The organism is Streptomyces sp. NPDC056296, assembly GCF_042268605.1.
In the GTDB taxonomy this organism is placed as follows: Bacteria; Actinomycetota; Actinomycetes; order Streptomycetales; family Streptomycetaceae; genus Streptomyces.
Genome location: NZ_JBHJRX010000063.1, coordinates 1 through 15,125 on the forward strand (window position 1 = coordinate 1; position 15,125 = coordinate 15,125).

Here is a 15,125-nt window from a genome sequence, read left to right on the forward strand (position 1 = left end):
GTAGACGGCCACGCTCGCGATCCCCGCGTCCCGGCAGGCCCGGGCCACACGGACAGCGATTTCGCCACGATTGGCGATGAGCACCTTGCGCACGACGGCTCACCTTCCTGAGCGTACGGACAACTCCCGCCAGACTCGCGGGCCTTCGCTTCAGGGATCAAGCCGCTTCGCTACAAACCTTGGTGAGAAGTGCTTCCCCTCGGACGCAGCACGTTCGTCCTCCACCGGGACGCGGCCCGGTGGAGGACGAACGGCCGTAGCGACCCGGCCGGGTGTCTACGGGTGACCGAGGCGGAAACCCACGCCGCGTACCGTGATGATCCAGGTACTCGACCCCAGCTTCCCGCGCAGGCTGCTGACGTGGGTGTCGATGGTGCGGCCCGGACGCGACCAGCTGTCCTCCCAGACCTGTGTCATCAACTGCCGGCGGGAGACGACCTTTCCCGGCTGGGCGGCGAGCAGGTGCAGCAGGTCGAACTCCTTGCGGGTCATGCCCACGCTGCGCCCGTCCAGCCAGACCTCACGGACCCGCGCGTCGATGCGCAGCGGACCGTGCATGAGGACCTGCTCCAGGGGCTGCTGGGGTCGCACCCTGCGCATCACCGCCTCGATCCGGGCCAGCAGTTCACGAAACCCGTAGGGCTTCGCCATGTAGTCGTCCGCACCCGCCTGGAGCCCGAGGACCCGGTCCAGTTCACTGTCGCGTGCGGTGACGGCGATGATCGGCGTCTCGCTCGTGGCCCGCAGGCTGCGGCACACTTCGAGACCGTCCAGGTCGGGCAGATCGAGGTCGAGCAGGATGAGGTCCGAACTCTGGTGCGTCCGCAGCGCTTCGGCGCCGGTGGGCACGCTCTCGGCCGTGTAGCCGTGCCGGCGCAGTCCCTGCACCAGGGAGTCGGCGGCCCGTGCCTCGTTCTCCACGACGAGCAGCCGCAGGGCACCCTGCCGTGGCGGCGCAGACGCGTCGACGAGGGGCGACCCGGATATGGGTGGAGCCGTGTGGGGGGCTCCGTGGCGTCGTGTCATACGTGGTTCCAGGAGGTCTGTGCTCTGGCGGTTCATCTGTAACTCCCCACGTCCGCGCGATAGGCGCGTTACAAGTAGACCGTTCGCCGGGACATTACAAACCGCGAGCCCGGTTTGTCAATCTTTCCTGGCCCGCCGGGCGGCGACCCAGTGGCGCGTCAACCGACCTACCAAACACGGCTAAATCACCCACTACACGCACCAACCCCCGCACGCGATCGGCATCTCTGTCCGAAAATCGGTGACGCTGGACTGCATACAAAACCGCAAGGTTGGTTTTATACTGTGGGAGCGACACTCGCTCACCGGTTCACACCGCGCGCGTGCCGTTTCCCCTGCCGCCCCGCCACACCAGGCACACTCCGCAACGGAGCCAATCGGTGAAGAAACAGGAACGGGCCATCCGCACCCGTCACGCCCTGATCCGTTCCGCGGCCGAGCTGTTCGAGCAACGCGGATACGTGCAGGCACGCCTGGCGGAGATCAGCTCGGGAGCCGGTGTGAGTTCCGGCGCGCTCCACTTCCACTTCCCCAACAAGACCGCCGTGGCCGACGCCGTGGAGAGCGAGGCCGGCCGGATCCTTCGCCGGTCGGCGCGCAAGGCGTACGACGATCAGCCGAACGCGCTGCAGACCCTGGTCGACGTCTCGCACGTCCTGGCGCATCTGTTGCGTCAGGACGTGGTGGTGCGGGCCGGCTTCCGGCTCAACTGCGACAACACACTGCGCACCGGGCTCAGTCTCCGCCAGGAGTGGCAGAGCTGCGTGCAGCAGCTGCTGGCCCAGGCCGCCGACGAGGGCTCGCTCAGGCCCGGCCTGCCCCAGCGCGACCTGGTGATGGCCCTGGTCGCCGCGACCACCGGGTTCGAGATACTGAGCCGGGAGAATCACGAATGGCTGTCCCGCCGCTCACTCAGCCGTTACTGGCGGCTGCTGCTGCCCTCCGTCGCCGAGGCGCACGTGGCGGTCGACCCCGAGGGCACGGACTCCCTGATCGCCGATCCCGCGCCCGTGCTCATACGGTGACGGCCCTCCGGGGCAGGACCCATGGGATGCAACCCGAACACCGGAACTCCGCCGCCCCCGCCGGGCGGCGGAGCGGCGGAGTAGGCCGGCGGAGTACCGAGCGTCAGGCCGAGACGGGGCCGAGCAGGACGGGAAGCGCACCGTACCCATGGAGCATGAAGGTGGGTATGGGCCGGAGTTCGGCCGGCGCGCAGGCCAGTTCCATCTTCGGGTACCGCTCGAAGAGCTGGGCGAAGGCCACCCCCGCCTCGATCTCCGCGAGCGGGGCTCCCAGGCACCGGTGGGTGCCGTGGCCGAAGCCGAGGTGGTCGCGCTTGTCCCGCAGCAGATCGAAGCGGCCGGCGTCCGGCCCGTGCCGCTCCGCCTCGTGTCCGGCCCCGTGGAAGGCGACGATGATCGGGTCACCCCGCTTGATCAGCACACCGTCGAGGTCGATGTCCTCGACGGCGAATCTCATCGGGGCGAACGCCGGAGGCGTGTGCGTCCGCAGGGTCTCGGTGACCACGTCGCTCCAGTCGGCGCGGCCGGCCCGCACGTGTTCCAGCTGCTCGGGATGGGTCAGCAGCTCGGCGACCGCGTTGGTGATCAGCATCGCCGTGGTGTCCTGCCCCGCGGCGATCATCATGAAGAGCGTGCCGAGGAGTTCTTCCTCGGAGAGCCGGTCCTCCTGGTCCCTCGCCTGGATCAGTGACGTGGTCAGGTCGTCGCCCGGCCGCGTCCGCTTGTTCTTCACCAGCTCGGCGAGCAGGCCGTAGGCGCGCAGGCGCGCGGCCCCCATCTCCTCACCGGTGACGGTGCTGCAGAACACCGTGTGGAGTGCGGCGCTGAGCTCGTCCGTGGCCTGGCCTCGGGGCACGCCGTACAGCTCGCAGATGACCCGCAACGGCAGCAGGTCGGCGTATGCGGTCTTCAGGTCGACCGGTGCCCCGGTCGGGAGCTGCCCCATCTCGTCGAGCAGCTCGTCGGCGATCCGCTCCACCTTCGGACGCTGCGACTCGGACCGGCGCGCCGTGAACGCCCCGGCGATCAGCCGGCGCAGCCTGGTGTGGTCCTCCCCGTAGGAGAAGAGCATGTTCTCGTTGGCCACCCACGGATACAGCGGCCACTGCTCCGTAATCTCCCCGGAGATGAAGGCGGGCCAGTGCCGTCGGGCGTCTCTGGACACCCGGCGGTCCGTCAGCAGCCGTTCCACGTACTCCTGCCCGACGACCGCCCAGGCGATCACCCCTCCAGGCAGCTCCACCTGGACGGCGGGCCCCTGGGCCCGCAGCCGCGCCGCCTCCCCGACGAGGTCTTGCCCCGTCACGTCCAGCGCGTAAGGACAGGCTGTCATTCCCATTGGCACTCCCTGAGTTGGTCTTGCCCAACGCATTGACACTTGCCATGCGGAACGCCCCCCGCACCGGAGCGCCCGTCACCGCGCCCCGGGACATGCACCGGTCAGCCGACCGCCTCCGACCGCGCCTGCCGGCGCAGTCCCATCGCGTGCTCGTAGACACGGGCTCCGCGGTCCGCTCCCATGTCCAGTCGTACGAGCACGGCCGGGACCGCGACGCTCGACATCAGATGCCGTTCGATGTCGGCGACCCGGTCCATGAGATCGGCGTAGCCGGTCATGATCTTCGACAGGATCTGGGCCCCGGTGAATGCCGCGACGAACATCCGCGCGGTGTCCTCGACGTCGACCTGGGGCAGCAGTTCCCCGTTCGCCTTGGCCCGGGCCAGAACCGCCGCGTTGTACTCGATCCAGCCGGCCATCGGCGTCTGCCGGTTCAATCCGTCCCGCGGGACGCCCTGCTCCACGGTGAGCCGGATGCTGCCGCGGACCATCGCGTCACCGGTGCTCAGCATGTGGGCGAGGAGGAAGGTCGAGTCCAGACCCTGCTGGAGGACGAGTTCCTGCGGGGCCGGCTCGGGCACGGCGCCGACCTGGTCGGACAGCACCGCCTGCGCCAGTTCCTCCTTGGAGGAGAAGTGGAAGTACAGCGCGCCCTTGGTCACGTCGGCCCGGTGAAGGATCTCGGAGATCGTCGCCGCCTCGTAGCCGACGTCCGCGAACACCGAGGCGGCCGCCACCAGGATGGAGTGGCGCGTCCTGATCGCGCGTTCCTGCAGTGCCACGCTCCACACCTCCGCGTCAGCCCGGTACCTGCTCGAGCAAAAGAAACCGACAGGTTCGTATTCTGTCACTCGGCCGAGCCCAGGATCAAGTGCCGCACACTCACGGAGCACCGAAACCAGCTCAAGAGCGGCATAAAGGCCATACCTCCGAGTGACCAACCCGTTAACAAACCATAGCGCCGGTTTTTCGACGAGGAGGCCACCGTCGCTCAGCGGCTGGGCATATGCCCAGAACACCGAGCTGAAGCCCGCATTCCGTTAGTGCCGGCTCGACGGATCACACCCGCCGAAGCCCCTGAGAGAACGTCAATTTGCCAACTCTTGACTTGATAACAAAACCGGTAGGTCCGTATCTTCTGGCACTGCACGTCCAACCATCCGGATCTGCAACTCACGGGGGAGAGGGTCATGGCCCTTCTGACATCGAGGACCGAGCAGCACCCCGCCACGCAGGACCGCGCGACCACTCATCCGGATCAGTCCCTCGCGGACGATCTGCGCGCGTTCGAGAGCCTCGCGTTCGGCGACTTCGGGACGACCGGCACCACACCCACCAGCGAACTCACCCGTCTGCTCTTCGACCGCGAGGGCGAGCGGGAGCGGATACACCGCCCATGGCAGCGGCTGATGGCCGACAGCGCGTTCAGACACCGCCCGGGCCTGTCACCCGCCGAGCAGGCCGCCCGGTCCTACGACTGGCTGCGCATGGTCAACGACGCTGTTCCGACGCCCGAGGACCTCGCCGAGGACGCCGGTCGGCTGGCGAGTCTGCACGAGTGGGCGGCGATCGTGGACGGCGGCGGGGGCCTGTGCACGGTGGCGAGCATCCACTACAACCTGTTCCTCGGCAGCCTCCTGGACCACGAGGTCGACTCGCGTCGCGACCTGACCGAGTTCACGTCCATGCGGCGCATCGGTACGTTCCTGTGCACCGAAGTCGAGCACGGCAACGACAGTGCCGCGCTGGAGACCACCGCCGAACTCGATCCCGAGACGGGCGGTTTCATTCTGAACACGCCGCATCCCGGCGCCCAGAAGTTCATGCCCAACACCAGCACGACCGGTGGTCCCAAGACGGCGGTGGTCGCCGCCCGGCTCCTCGTCGGCGGACAGGACCAGGGCGTCTTCCTCTTCCTCACCCCGCTCAGCGACGACGAAGGCCTGCTGCCCGGCATACGGGTACGTCGGCTGCCCTTCCGTTCCGGCGCGCCCGTCGACCACTGCCTCACCCACTTCGACCGGGTGCGGCTGCCCCGGGAGGCACTGCTGGAGGCGGAGCACGGCCGGCTCGGCGGCGACGGCACGCTCAGCAGCACCCTCGGCAACCGCCGCAAACGATTCCTGCGCTCGATCGGGCGAGTCACGGTGGGGAAGCTGTGCATGAGCGGCGCGGCGGTCGGGGCGTCCCGGGCCGCCCTGGCCATCGCCGTCCGCTACGGCGAGCACCGCCACGTCAGCGGGCCCAGGGCGGGCGAGCGCATCGCCGTCAACGCGTACCGGACCCACCACAGCCGACTGCTCGGTGCGCTGTCCACGGCGTACGCCATGACCTTCCTGCACCGCTCGGTGCTCTCCCGGTGGAGCGGCCACACCGACGAGGAACGGGAGGACGTCGAGCGCCTGGTGGCCGTCGCCAAGGGCTGGATCACCTGGCAGGCCCGCGGCATCACGGTCGAGTGCCGCGAACGGTGCGGCGCGCAGGGCCTGTTCGCCGTCAACGGTCTGTCCGGCTTCCCCGACTACGTCGAGGGGACGGTGACCGCCGAGGGCGACAACCTCGTGATCTGGGCGAAGGCCGCCGCCGAACTGGTCTTCCACCACGAGGCCGAGAAGGATGCGTGGCCGGCCCCGGCCACCGGCGCCGAGGAACTCGTCGACCCGCACTTCCTGCGGCACCTCCTGGCCCGGTCCGAGGCCGTCTGGCAGACCCGTGCGCGCCTGGCGCTGCGGCGAGGTCCCGCCAAGGACCCGGTCGCCCGCTGGAACGCCACCTCGTCGGCGGCCCTGGAGATGGTCTCCGCCCACGCCAACCTGCGCGCGGCCGACGCCTTCCTCGACGCGGTCTTCCTGGCCCGCGATCCGCAGGCCCGCGAACTGCTGGAACGACTCTGCCTGCTGTTCCTGCTGCACCAGGTGAGCGAGCGCACCGGGGACCTGCTGGCGCACGGACACATGAGCACCGAGCAGGTCCGTGCCCTGCCCACCGTCCTCGACACGGTGACCGGCGGCCTCGCCCCGCACATGACGGCCCTGGTCGACGCCTTCGACCTGCCCGACGGGTTCCTGGACGCGGTGCCCATCGCCAACAGCGGCTGCGTCCCGCTCGCCGACTACGCCGGCCTCGGCGAGTAGGCGGCTTGCCAGGTCAGACGGCTTGTATCCGAACCGTTGCCGTTCCGTCGGAACTCCCCCACAGCGAACGAATAGTGTGTGGTGCCGTTCCAGGGCAGTTCACCATAGGGGGAATCACCAGCATGCGATCCATACGGCCGTCGTTCATCACGCGCGGGCACAGGCGCGGGCGGCGCGGAAACTCCCCCGTGCCGGTCGCCGTGGCGCTCGTCTCGGCACTCGCGCTCACCGCCACCGCCTGTGAGTCCGGCGACCCCGAGGCGAGCGGCGACGCCTCGGCCTCCGCGTCCGCCGCGGACGGGGGCAACGGCGAGATCCGGATCCCGGACCACATCAAGGACAAGCTCAAAGAACACGGGATCGACGTCGACGAGTGGAAGAACGGCGCCTGGAAGAACTGGAGCAAGGACGACTGGCTGCGCGAGGCGCAGGACTACGTCAACCCGATCATCGAGGACCTGTGGGACCCGGACCGCATGCGGGACGCCCAGGAGCCGGACCAGGAGGTCGACGACAGCGACCTCTCCGGTGACCAGGGCGTCACCGACCCGGAGCCGCAGCCGGTACAGGCGCAGGCGGTGCCGCCCAAGTACCACGACAGCGCCGCCACCGCGGGCAAGCTGCTCTTCGACTCCCCCAAGGGCTCGATGGTCTGCTCGGCGACGGTCGTGGAAGACCCGGCCAACCCGGGCAAGTCCAACCTGGTCTGGACGGCCGGCCACTGCGTGCACGCGGGCAAGAAGGGCGGCTGGTACCGCAACATCGCGTTCGTGCCCTCGTACAACGACGCCGGCAAGTCGACCGAGGAACTCCAGAACGCCACGAAGGAGGAGGTCGCTCCCTACGGCGTCTGGTGGGGCGACTGGGCGCAGACCTCGGACCAGTGGATCGAGCAGGGCGGCGCGACCGGCGGTGACGGCGCCTCGTACGACTACGCCGTCATCCATGTGACGCCGGAGAAGGGCAGCGACGGCAAGTCCCTGGAGGAGACGGTCGGCGACGCGCTTCCGGTGGACTTCGACGCGCCCGCGGTGCCCGAGGTGAAGAGCCTCAAGGCGATCGGCTACCCGGCCGCGGCGCCGTACGACGGCCAGAAGCTGTACCAGTGCGAGGACAAGCCCGGTCGGCTGTCGATCGCCGCCTCCGACCCGACGATGTACCGCATCGGCTGCACCATGACCGGCGGTTCGTCCGGTGGCGGCTGGGTCGCGGCCGGTTCCGACGGCAAGCCGGCGCTGGTGTCCAACACCTCGATCGGCCCGGTGACGGCCGGCTGGCTGGCCGGTCCGCGGCTGGGCGAGGAGGCCAAGGGTGTGTTCGACGCGGTGAGCGGCAAGTTCGCCGGCCGGTGACCGCGCGCTGAGGCACAGCGCCTCGACTCGGAGGACGGTGGGGTGCGTCGGGCCCGCCCGGCACCCCACCGCGCCTCCGGTGACATTCATACGTACCGCATTCATACGTTTCAACGGGGGTCGATCCACCATGCGTTCCGCACCAACGCCCGCCGCTCCACGGCACCGGCGGCGCACCGCGCTCGCCGCCACCGGTCTCGTCGCCGCCCTGGCGCTCACCGCGACCGCCTGTGGCGGTTCGGAGAAGGACGAGGCCGACGCCAAGCCCAGCGGCGGCACCTCGCAGGCCGCCGACGCCGGTGGTGACGGCAAGGTCGAGGTCCCGGCCGGCCTCGCGGACCGGCTCAAGGATCACGGCATCGACGTCGACCAGTGGAAGGACGGCGGCTGGAAGGACTGGGACAAGGACAAGTGGCTCACTGAGGCCAAGGACTTCGTCAACCCGGTGATCGAGGGCCTGTGGAAGCCGGACCGGATGCGGTCCGCGACGGAGGCCGACAAGACCGTCACGACCAAGGACACCGCCGCCGACCAGGGCGCCACCGACCCGGAGCCGGCGCCCGTCGAGGCCGTGGCCGAGAAGACGCCGTACCACGACAACGCGGCCCCGGTCGGCAAGGTCTTCTTCGACTCCCCCGAGGGCTCGATGGTCTGTTCCGGCACCGTCATCAAGGACGCCAACCACCCGGGCAAGTCCAACCTGGTGTGGACGGCGGGCCACTGCGTGCACGCCGGCGGCAGCGGCGGCTGGTACCGCAACATCGCCTTCGTGCCCTCGTACAACGACCTCGGCAAGTCCGAGACGGAGCTGGCGGGCGCGACGACCACCGAGATGGCCCCGTACGGCACCTGGTGGGCCGACTGGGCCTCGACCTCCAACCAGTGGATCCAGGGCGGTGCGGAGGACGGCGGCGACGGCGCCGCGTACGACTACTCCGTGCTGCACGTGAAGCCGGAACAGGGCAGCAAGTCCCTGGAGGAGACGGTCGGCGCCGCCTTGGAGGTGGACTTCTCCGCCCCCTCGGCGACGGAGGTCGCCAGCATGGGCGCCTGGGGTTACCCGGCCGCCGCCCCGTACAACGGCCTGAAGATGTTCAGGTGCGTCGACCGGCCCGGCCGACTGTCGCTGAGCCCGTCGCTGCCGACGATGTACCGCATCGGCTGCACCATGACCGGCGGTTCGTCCGGCGGCGGCTGGTTCCGGGTGGTGGACGGCGAGACCAAGCTGGTCTCGAACACCTCGATCGGCCCGCTGGAGAACACCTGGCTGGCGGGTCCGCAGCTGGGCCCGGAGGCCGAGGCGATGTACCAGAACATGAGCAAGACGTACGGCGGTCGGTGACACGCACCCGCACGCGCACGTGTCGAGGGCCCGCCCCCTGTCGGCAGGGGGCGGGCCCTCGTCGTCGCTGTGCGCCTGCGCGTCAGGCGAGCGGTGCCGGAACGTACGGCGTGAGCTCCGCCGCCAGTTCCTCGTGCACCCGCACCTTGAGCAGGGTGCCCTCCGGGGTGTGCTCCTCGGAGATCACCTCGCCCTCGTCATGGGCGCGGGCGACCAGCTTGCCGCGGGTGTACGGCACGAGCGCCTCGATCTCGACCGACGGGCGCGGCAGCTCGTTGTCGATCAGCGCGAGCAGCTCGTCGATGTTCCGGCCGGTGCGCGCCGAGACCGCGATGGACCGCTTCTCGACCCGCAGCAGCCGCTGGAGCACCAGCGGGTCGGCCATGTCGGCCTTGTTGATCACGACGATCTCGGGTACGCCGGTGGCGCCGACGTCCCTGATCACCTCGCGCACGGCGGCCAGCTGCTCCTCCGGAGCCGGGTGCGAACCGTCCACCACGTGCAGGATCAGGTCGGAGTCGCCGACCTCCTCCATCGTGGAGCGGAACGCCTCGACCAGGTGGTGCGGCAGGTGCCGGACGAAGCCGACGGTGTCCGCCAGGGTGTACAGCCGTCCGCTCGGCGTCTCCGCGCGGCGCACGGTCGGGTCCAGGGTGGCGAACAGCGCGTTCTCCACCAGCACGCCCGCGCCCGTGAGGCGGTTGAGCAGCGAGGACTTGCCCGCGTTGGTGTAGCCCGCGATGGCGACGGACGGCACCTTGTGGCGCTTGCGCTCCTGGCGCTTGATCTCGCGGCCGGTCTTCATGTCCGCGATCTCCCGGCGCATCTTCGCCATCTTCTCGCGGATCCGGCGCCGGTCCGTCTCGATCTTGGTCTCACCGGGACCACGGGTGGCGAGGCCGCCGCCCTTGCCGCCGCCCATCTGCCGGGACAGCGACTGACCCCAGCCGCGCAGCCGCGGCAGCATGTACTGCATCTGCGCGAGCGCGACCTGCGCCTTGCCCTCTCGGGACTTGGCGTGCTGGGCGAAGATGTCCAGGATCAGGGCCGTACGGTCGATGACCTTGACCTTGACGACGTCCTCGAGGTGGATCAGCTGCCCCGGGCTGAGCTCACCGTCGCAGATGACGGTGTCCGCACCCGTGTCGACGACGACGTCCCGCAGCTCCTCGGCCTTGCCGGAGCCGATGTAGGTGGCGGCGTCGGGCTTGTCGCGGCGCTGGACGACGCCGTCGAGCACGAGCGCGCCGGCGGTCTCCGCGAGGGCGGCCAGCTCCGCGAGGGAGTTCTCCGCGTCCTGCACGGTGCCCGAGGTCCACACGCCGACGAGGACGACCCGCTCCAGACGGAGCTGGCGGTACTCGACCTCGGTGACGTCCTCGAGCTCGGTGGACAGGCCCACCACCCGGCGCAGCGCCGCGCGGTCGGAGCGGTCGAACTGCTCGCCGTCCCACTTGGGGTCGATGTCGTGGCTCCAGGCGACGTCCTCTTCCATCAGGGCATCGGCCCGGAGGCCCTCGGGATAGGTCTGCTCGAGACGCTTGGTGTCCTGGGAGGGGGAAGAAGAGGAGGTCATTGGATCCTTACGTAGCTCGGAAACGATTGGCGCGGCATGGACACCGCGACACTTCGCACAACGCACGAGCCGCCGGGGAGATTCCCACGGCCCCTGCCGTGCCGTCCCGAAGATGGTCGCACGGCACGGGCCGTCTCGTCACCGGCTTATTCCCCGTGCGATTTCCCCGTGGCGGCCGCCGGCGCCTGGTCGGTCGCCGTCGGCTTCCAGTCCGGGTGGCCGGGCATGGGCGGGGTCTTCTCGCCGTACAGCCAGGCCTGGAAGAAGTCGCCCAGGTCGCGGCCGGAGATCTCGGAGGCGAGCCGGACGAAGTCGGCGGTCGTCGCCGTGCCGTCCCGGTGGCGGGTGACCCAGGCCCGTTCGACGCGCTCGAAGGCGGGGCGGCCGATCTCCTGGCGCAGGGCGTAGAGCACGAGGGCGGCACCGTCGTACACGTTGGAGCGGAAGATGCCGGTCTTGCTGCCGTTCTTCGGCGGCTTCGGCGCGGCCGGCGGTCCGCCCGCCGTGCGCCAGCGGTCGGAGGCGCCGTAGGCGGCCTTCATGCGCGCCGCCATGGGCTTGTCCGCGGTCTCCTCCGCGTACAGCGCCTCGTACCAGGTGGCGTGGCCCTCGTTGAGCCACAGGTCGGACCAGGTGCCCGGGCTGACACTGTTGCCGAACCACTGGTGGGCCAGCTCGTGCACCATGATCGACTCGACGTACCACGCGGGGTAGGCGGGCTCGGTGAACAGCTCCCGCTCGAAGAGGGAGAGCGTCTGGGTCTCGAGTTCGAAGCCGGTGGTGGCGTCGGCCATGAGCAGGCCGTACGTCTCGAAGGGGTAGCGCCCGACCTTGTCCTCCATCCAGGCGATTTGGCCGGGGGTCTTCTTCAGCCACGGTTCGAGCGCCGCGCGGTGCTGCGTCGGCACGACGTCCCGGACGGGCAGTCCGTGCGGGCCGGTGCGGTGCAGCACCGTGGAGCGGCCGATCGACACCTGGGCCAGCTCGGTGGCCATGGGGTGCTCGGTGCGGTACGTCCAGGTGGTCGCTCCGCCGGCCGGGTGCACGCCGGTCGGCAGGCCGTTCGCCACGGCCGTGAGCCCGTCGGGGGCGGTGACGCGGAAGGTGAAAAGTGCCTTGTCGGAGGGGTGGTCGTTGCAGGGGAACACCAGGTGGGCGACGTCGGCCTGGTTGGCCATGGCGAGGCCGTCGGCGGTGCGCACCCAGCCGCCCGGGCGGTCCTCGGGGTACACGGGGTCGCTGCTGTGCCGCACGGTGATCCGCGTCCACTCGCCCTCGTCGAGCGCGTCGTCGGGCGTGACGACGAGGTCCTCGCCGGCCGTGGCGAAGCCGGCGGGCTCGCCGTCGACCTCGACGGAGTCGACCTTGCCGTGGGCGAAGTCGAGGTTGACCCGGTCCAGGTCGGCCGTCGTCCGGGCGTCGATGGTGGTGACGGCCTTCAGCGGCTCGCTGTTGCTGCCGGAGTAGGTGAAGGACAGGTCGTAGGCCGCCACGTCGTAACCGGGGTTGCCCAGGTGCGGGAAGAGGCGGTCGCCGACGCCCAGGGGGGTCGGCGGGGCGCTCGCGGCGACCAGGCAGACGGAGACGGCCGAGGCGAGCAGCGCCGCGGCCCTGAACCGGCGGCGGGACCACGCGCGGGGCCGCGGAGTCGGGGTGTGAGGGGTGTGCAGCATCCCCCACGGCTATCAGCGCGCGCGTACGCCGCGGCGACGGCGCGCGCCCGGAACACCCGAACGGGTACGTCCCGGCGGCCGACGCCCCGCCCGGGTACGACCGGGCGCGGGTAGGACCGGGCGCGGGTGGGACGGGGCGCGGGTACGACCGGGCGCGGGTACGACCCGCCCGGGTACCACCGGGCCCGGGTACCACCGGAGCCAGGTACGCCCTGCCCGAGTACGACCCGCCCGCACACGACCGGCCCGGACGCGACCAGCCCGGATACCACCGGCCCCGGGTACCACCGGCCCCGGGTACGACCCGCTCGGGTACGCCCCGCCCGCACACGACCGGGCCCGGGTACGCCCCGCCCGAGTACGACCCGCCCGCACACGACCGGAGCCGGGTGCGCCCCGCCCGAGTACGACCCGCCGGACAGGACCCGTCCGGGTGCGGCTCAGACCCCCGTGGTCTGCGGCTGCGCTCTGCTCACGTCGTACACCCCGGCCACGTCGCGCATCGCGCGCATGAGGGCGGGCAGCCGGGCGGCGTCCGGGAGCAGGACGGTGTAGGTGTGGCGGACCCGCTGCCGGTCGGGGGGTTCCACGGTCGCGGAGACGATCTCGGCGCCTTCGACCGCCATGGCCTCGGTGAGGTCGGCCAGGAGGTGCGGGCGGCCGAACGATTCGGCGAGCAGGGTGACCCGGCACTGTGTGCTCTCCCCCCAGCCCACACCGACCTCCGCGCGCCCCGCGCTCTTCATGCGCGCCACCACCGCGCACTCCGCGCGGTGCACGGTCACCACTCCCCCGCGCACCGAGAAGCCGGTGATCTCGTCGGGCGGTACGGGGGTGCAGCAGCCGGCCAGCCGCACGGTCGCGCCCGGCGGGTCGACGAGGACGTCGGCGGAGGCGGGACGGGTGCTCGGTCCGTCGGACGTCGGGCGCGAGACGGGTGCGTCACCGGCGGCGGGACCGCGGGACGTCTCCTCCGCTTCGGCGGGCGGCTGCGCGGGGTGAGCCGCGAGCCGGCGCTGGATGGCGATCCGCGCGGCAGGAGTGTGGGCGTGCTCCAGCCACTCCCTGGAGGGCTCGGAGGCGGGGTCCTGGCCCATCAGGAGCTGCACGGTGTCGCCGTCCCGCAGCACCGTGCTCATGGTCGCCAGGCGGCCGTTGACCCGCGCGCCCATGGTCGCGTGCGCGTCCTCGCCGTACTGGGCGTACGCGGCGTCCACGCAGGTCGCGCCGTCGGGCAGGCCGAGGGTGCCGCCGTCGGGGCGGAAGACGGTGATCTCGCGGTCCTGGGCGAGGTCCGCGCGGAGGGTGGACCAGAAGGTGTCGGGGTCGGGGGCGCCCCGCTGCCAGTCGAGCAGCCGGGAGAGCCAGCCGGGCCGGGTCGGGTCGGCGCGCTCGCCGTCGCCCGCGGTCTGCTCCTCCGACGGCGGCGCGTAGGGGTTGCCGAGCGCGACGACACCCGCCTCGGCGACCTTGTGCATCTGGTGGGTGCGGATGAGGACCTCGACGACCTGGCCGTCCTGCGCGCGGGCCACCGCCGTGTGCAGCGACTGGTACAGGTTGAACTTGGGTACGGCGATGAAGTCCTTGAACTCCGAGACCACCGGCGTCATACAGGTGTGCAGTTCGCCGAGGACGGCGTAGCAGTCGGCGTCCTCCTGCACGAGCACCAGGAGGCGGCCGAAGTCGGCGCCGCGCAGCGGGTCGCGTTTGCGGGAGACGCGGTGCAGGGAGACGAAGTGCCGGGGCCGGATGAGGACTTCGGCGGTGATGTCGGCCTCGCGCAGCACCTTGCGCACCTCGTCGGCGACCGCGGCGAGCGGGTCGTCCGCGCGAGCGGCGTTCTCGTCGACCAACTCCCGCGTGTGCTCGTACTCCTCGGGATGCATGACCGCGAAGACGAGATCCTCCAGCTCGGACTTGAGCGCCTGTACGCCGAGCCGTTCGGCGAGCGGGATGAGCACGTCCCGGGTCACTTTGGCGATGCGCTCCTGTTTCTCCTTGCGCATGACGCCGAGGGTGCGCATGTTGTGCAGCCGGTCGGCGAGTTTGATCGACATCACGCGGACGTCGTTGCCGGTGGCGAGGAGCATCTTGCGGAAGGTCTCGGGCTCGGCGGCGGCGCCGTAGTCGACCTTCTCCAGCTTGGTGACGCCGTCGACGAGGTAGCGGACCTCGGCGCCGAACTGCTCGCCGACCTGGTCGAGGGTCACCTCGGTGTCCTCGACGGTGTCGTGGAGGAGGGAGGCGGTCAGCGTGGTGGTCTCCGCGCCGAGCTCGGCGAGGATCAGGGTCACGGCGAGGGGGTGGGTGATGTACGGCTCGCCACTCTTGCGCGTCTGGCCGCGGTGCGAGGACTCGGCCAGCACGTAGGCGCGGCGCAGCGGGTCGAGGTCGGCGTCGGGGTGGTGGGCGCGGTGGGCCTCGACGACGTGGCCGATGGCGTCGGGCAGCCGGCCGCGGGTGGCGGAGCCGAGCAGTGCGGCGCGGCCCAGGCGGCGCAGGTCGATCCGGGGGCGGGCCTTCCTGCGGGTCGCCGCCGGCGCGACGGCGCCGTTGACCGCGGGCGTCACAGGGCCTGGGCTCGCTGGATTCACGGCCTCCGCATTCATGGGCACCTCCGGCTGCACGGACCGGCGGACGGGGTATCCCAGGGCGGAC

The 15,125-nt window shown here is 70.8% G+C and carries 11 protein-coding genes; 4 read left to right on the top strand and 7 right to left on the bottom strand.

The annotated features are described in order from the left end of the window. Window positions 1–93: biotin carboxylase N-terminal domain-containing protein (locus ACFCZF_RS34025; RefSeq protein ID WP_280842533.1), on the bottom strand; the 93-nt coding region annotated here is incomplete at its 3' end. A gap of 183 nt (window positions 94–276) precedes the next feature. Next, window positions 277–1,026, bottom strand: a complete 750-nt coding sequence (locus ACFCZF_RS34030; protein WP_376674919.1) for a response regulator transcription factor — start codon at window positions 1,024–1,026, stop codon at window positions 277–279. Window positions 1,027–1,406: 380 nt separating this feature from the next. Between ACFCZF_RS34030 and ACFCZF_RS34035 the strand changes: the two genes are divergently transcribed. Continuing rightward, window positions 1,407–2,051, top strand: coding sequence for a ScbR family autoregulator-binding transcription factor (locus ACFCZF_RS34035; RefSeq protein WP_376674920.1), 645 nt, complete (start codon window positions 1,407–1,409; stop codon window positions 2,049–2,051). Window positions 2,052–2,154: 103 nt separating this feature from the next. Here ACFCZF_RS34035 and ACFCZF_RS34040 read toward each other — a convergent pair whose 3' ends face one another. Next, window positions 2,155–3,384 (bottom strand): cytochrome P450, encoded by a 1,230-nt coding sequence (locus ACFCZF_RS34040; protein WP_376674921.1) that lies wholly within the window; start codon window positions 3,382–3,384, stop codon window positions 2,155–2,157. A 107-nt stretch (window positions 3,385–3,491) separates the two neighbouring features. Then, window positions 3,492–4,172 (bottom strand): ScbR family autoregulator-binding transcription factor, encoded by a 681-nt coding sequence (locus tag ACFCZF_RS34045; RefSeq protein ID WP_376674922.1) that lies wholly within the window; start codon window positions 4,170–4,172, stop codon window positions 3,492–3,494. Window positions 4,173–4,580: 408 nt separating this feature from the next. Here ACFCZF_RS34045 and ACFCZF_RS34050 point away from each other — a divergent pair, with 408 nt between their 5' ends. The 3 genes from ACFCZF_RS34050 (at window position 4,581) to ACFCZF_RS34060 (ending at window position 9,218) form a co-directional block, all read left to right on the top strand. After that, on the top strand, window positions 4,581–6,524 hold the full coding sequence (locus ACFCZF_RS34050) for an acyl-CoA dehydrogenase (protein WP_376674923.1): 1,944 nt from the start codon (window positions 4,581–4,583) through the stop codon (window positions 6,522–6,524). A gap of 122 nt (window positions 6,525–6,646) precedes the next feature. Beyond that, complete coding sequence (locus tag ACFCZF_RS34055) at window positions 6,647–7,876, top strand: trypsin-like serine peptidase (protein ID WP_376674924.1); 1,230 nt, start codon at window positions 6,647–6,649, stop codon at window positions 7,874–7,876. Between the two features lie 130 nt (window positions 7,877–8,006). Continuing rightward, window positions 8,007–9,218 carry a trypsin-like serine peptidase gene (locus ACFCZF_RS34060; protein ID WP_376674925.1) on the top strand — a complete coding sequence of 404 codons (1,212 nt, stop codon included), beginning with the start codon at window positions 8,007–8,009 and terminating at the stop codon, window positions 9,216–9,218. An 82-nt stretch (window positions 9,219–9,300) separates the two neighbouring features. Here ACFCZF_RS34060 and hflX read toward each other — a convergent pair whose 3' ends face one another. The 3 genes from hflX to ACFCZF_RS34075 form a co-directional block, all read right to left on the bottom strand. Continuing rightward, the gene (hflX, locus tag ACFCZF_RS34065) at window positions 9,301–10,794 is read right to left on the bottom strand and encodes a GTPase HflX (RefSeq protein WP_376674926.1); all 1,494 of its coding nucleotides are present in this window, start codon (window positions 10,792–10,794) and stop codon (window positions 9,301–9,303) included. A 146-nt stretch (window positions 10,795–10,940) separates the two neighbouring features. Then, window positions 10,941–12,467 (bottom strand): M1 family metallopeptidase, encoded by a 1,527-nt coding sequence (locus ACFCZF_RS34070; RefSeq protein WP_376674927.1) that lies wholly within the window; start codon window positions 12,465–12,467, stop codon window positions 10,941–10,943. A 440-nt stretch (window positions 12,468–12,907) separates the two neighbouring features. Then, entirely contained in the window at window positions 12,908–15,076 is a 2,169-nt protein-coding gene (locus tag ACFCZF_RS34075) for a RelA/SpoT family protein (protein ID WP_376674928.1), read from the bottom strand. Window positions 15,077–15,125 lie beyond the last annotated feature (49 nt).

Bases quoted from the DNA above. Each gene is read 5' to 3' on its own strand.
- hflX (WP_376674926.1), bottom strand. From the start codon at position 10,794: ATGACCTCCTCTTCTTCCCCCTCCCAGGACACCAAGCGTCTCGAGCAG.
- ACFCZF_RS34070 (WP_376674927.1), bottom strand. From the start codon at position 12,467: ATGCTGCACACCCCTCACACCCCGACTCCGCGGCCCCGCGCGTGGTCC.
- ACFCZF_RS34060 (WP_376674925.1), top strand. From the start codon at position 8,007: ATGCGTTCCGCACCAACGCCCGCCGCTCCACGGCACCGGCGGCGCACC.
- ACFCZF_RS34030 (WP_376674919.1), bottom strand. From the start codon at position 1,026: ATGACACGACGCCACGGAGCCCCCCACACGGCTCCACCCATATCCGGG.
- ACFCZF_RS34075 (WP_376674928.1), bottom strand. From the start codon at position 15,076: ATGAATGCGGAGGCCGTGAATCCAGCGAGCCCAGGCCCTGTGACGCCC.
- ACFCZF_RS34055 (WP_376674924.1), top strand. From the start codon at position 6,647: ATGCGATCCATACGGCCGTCGTTCATCACGCGCGGGCACAGGCGCGGG.
- ACFCZF_RS34050 (WP_376674923.1), top strand. From the start codon at position 4,581: ATGGCCCTTCTGACATCGAGGACCGAGCAGCACCCCGCCACGCAGGAC.
- ACFCZF_RS34040 (WP_376674921.1), bottom strand. From the start codon at position 3,384: ATGACAGCCTGTCCTTACGCGCTGGACGTGACGGGGCAAGACCTCGTC.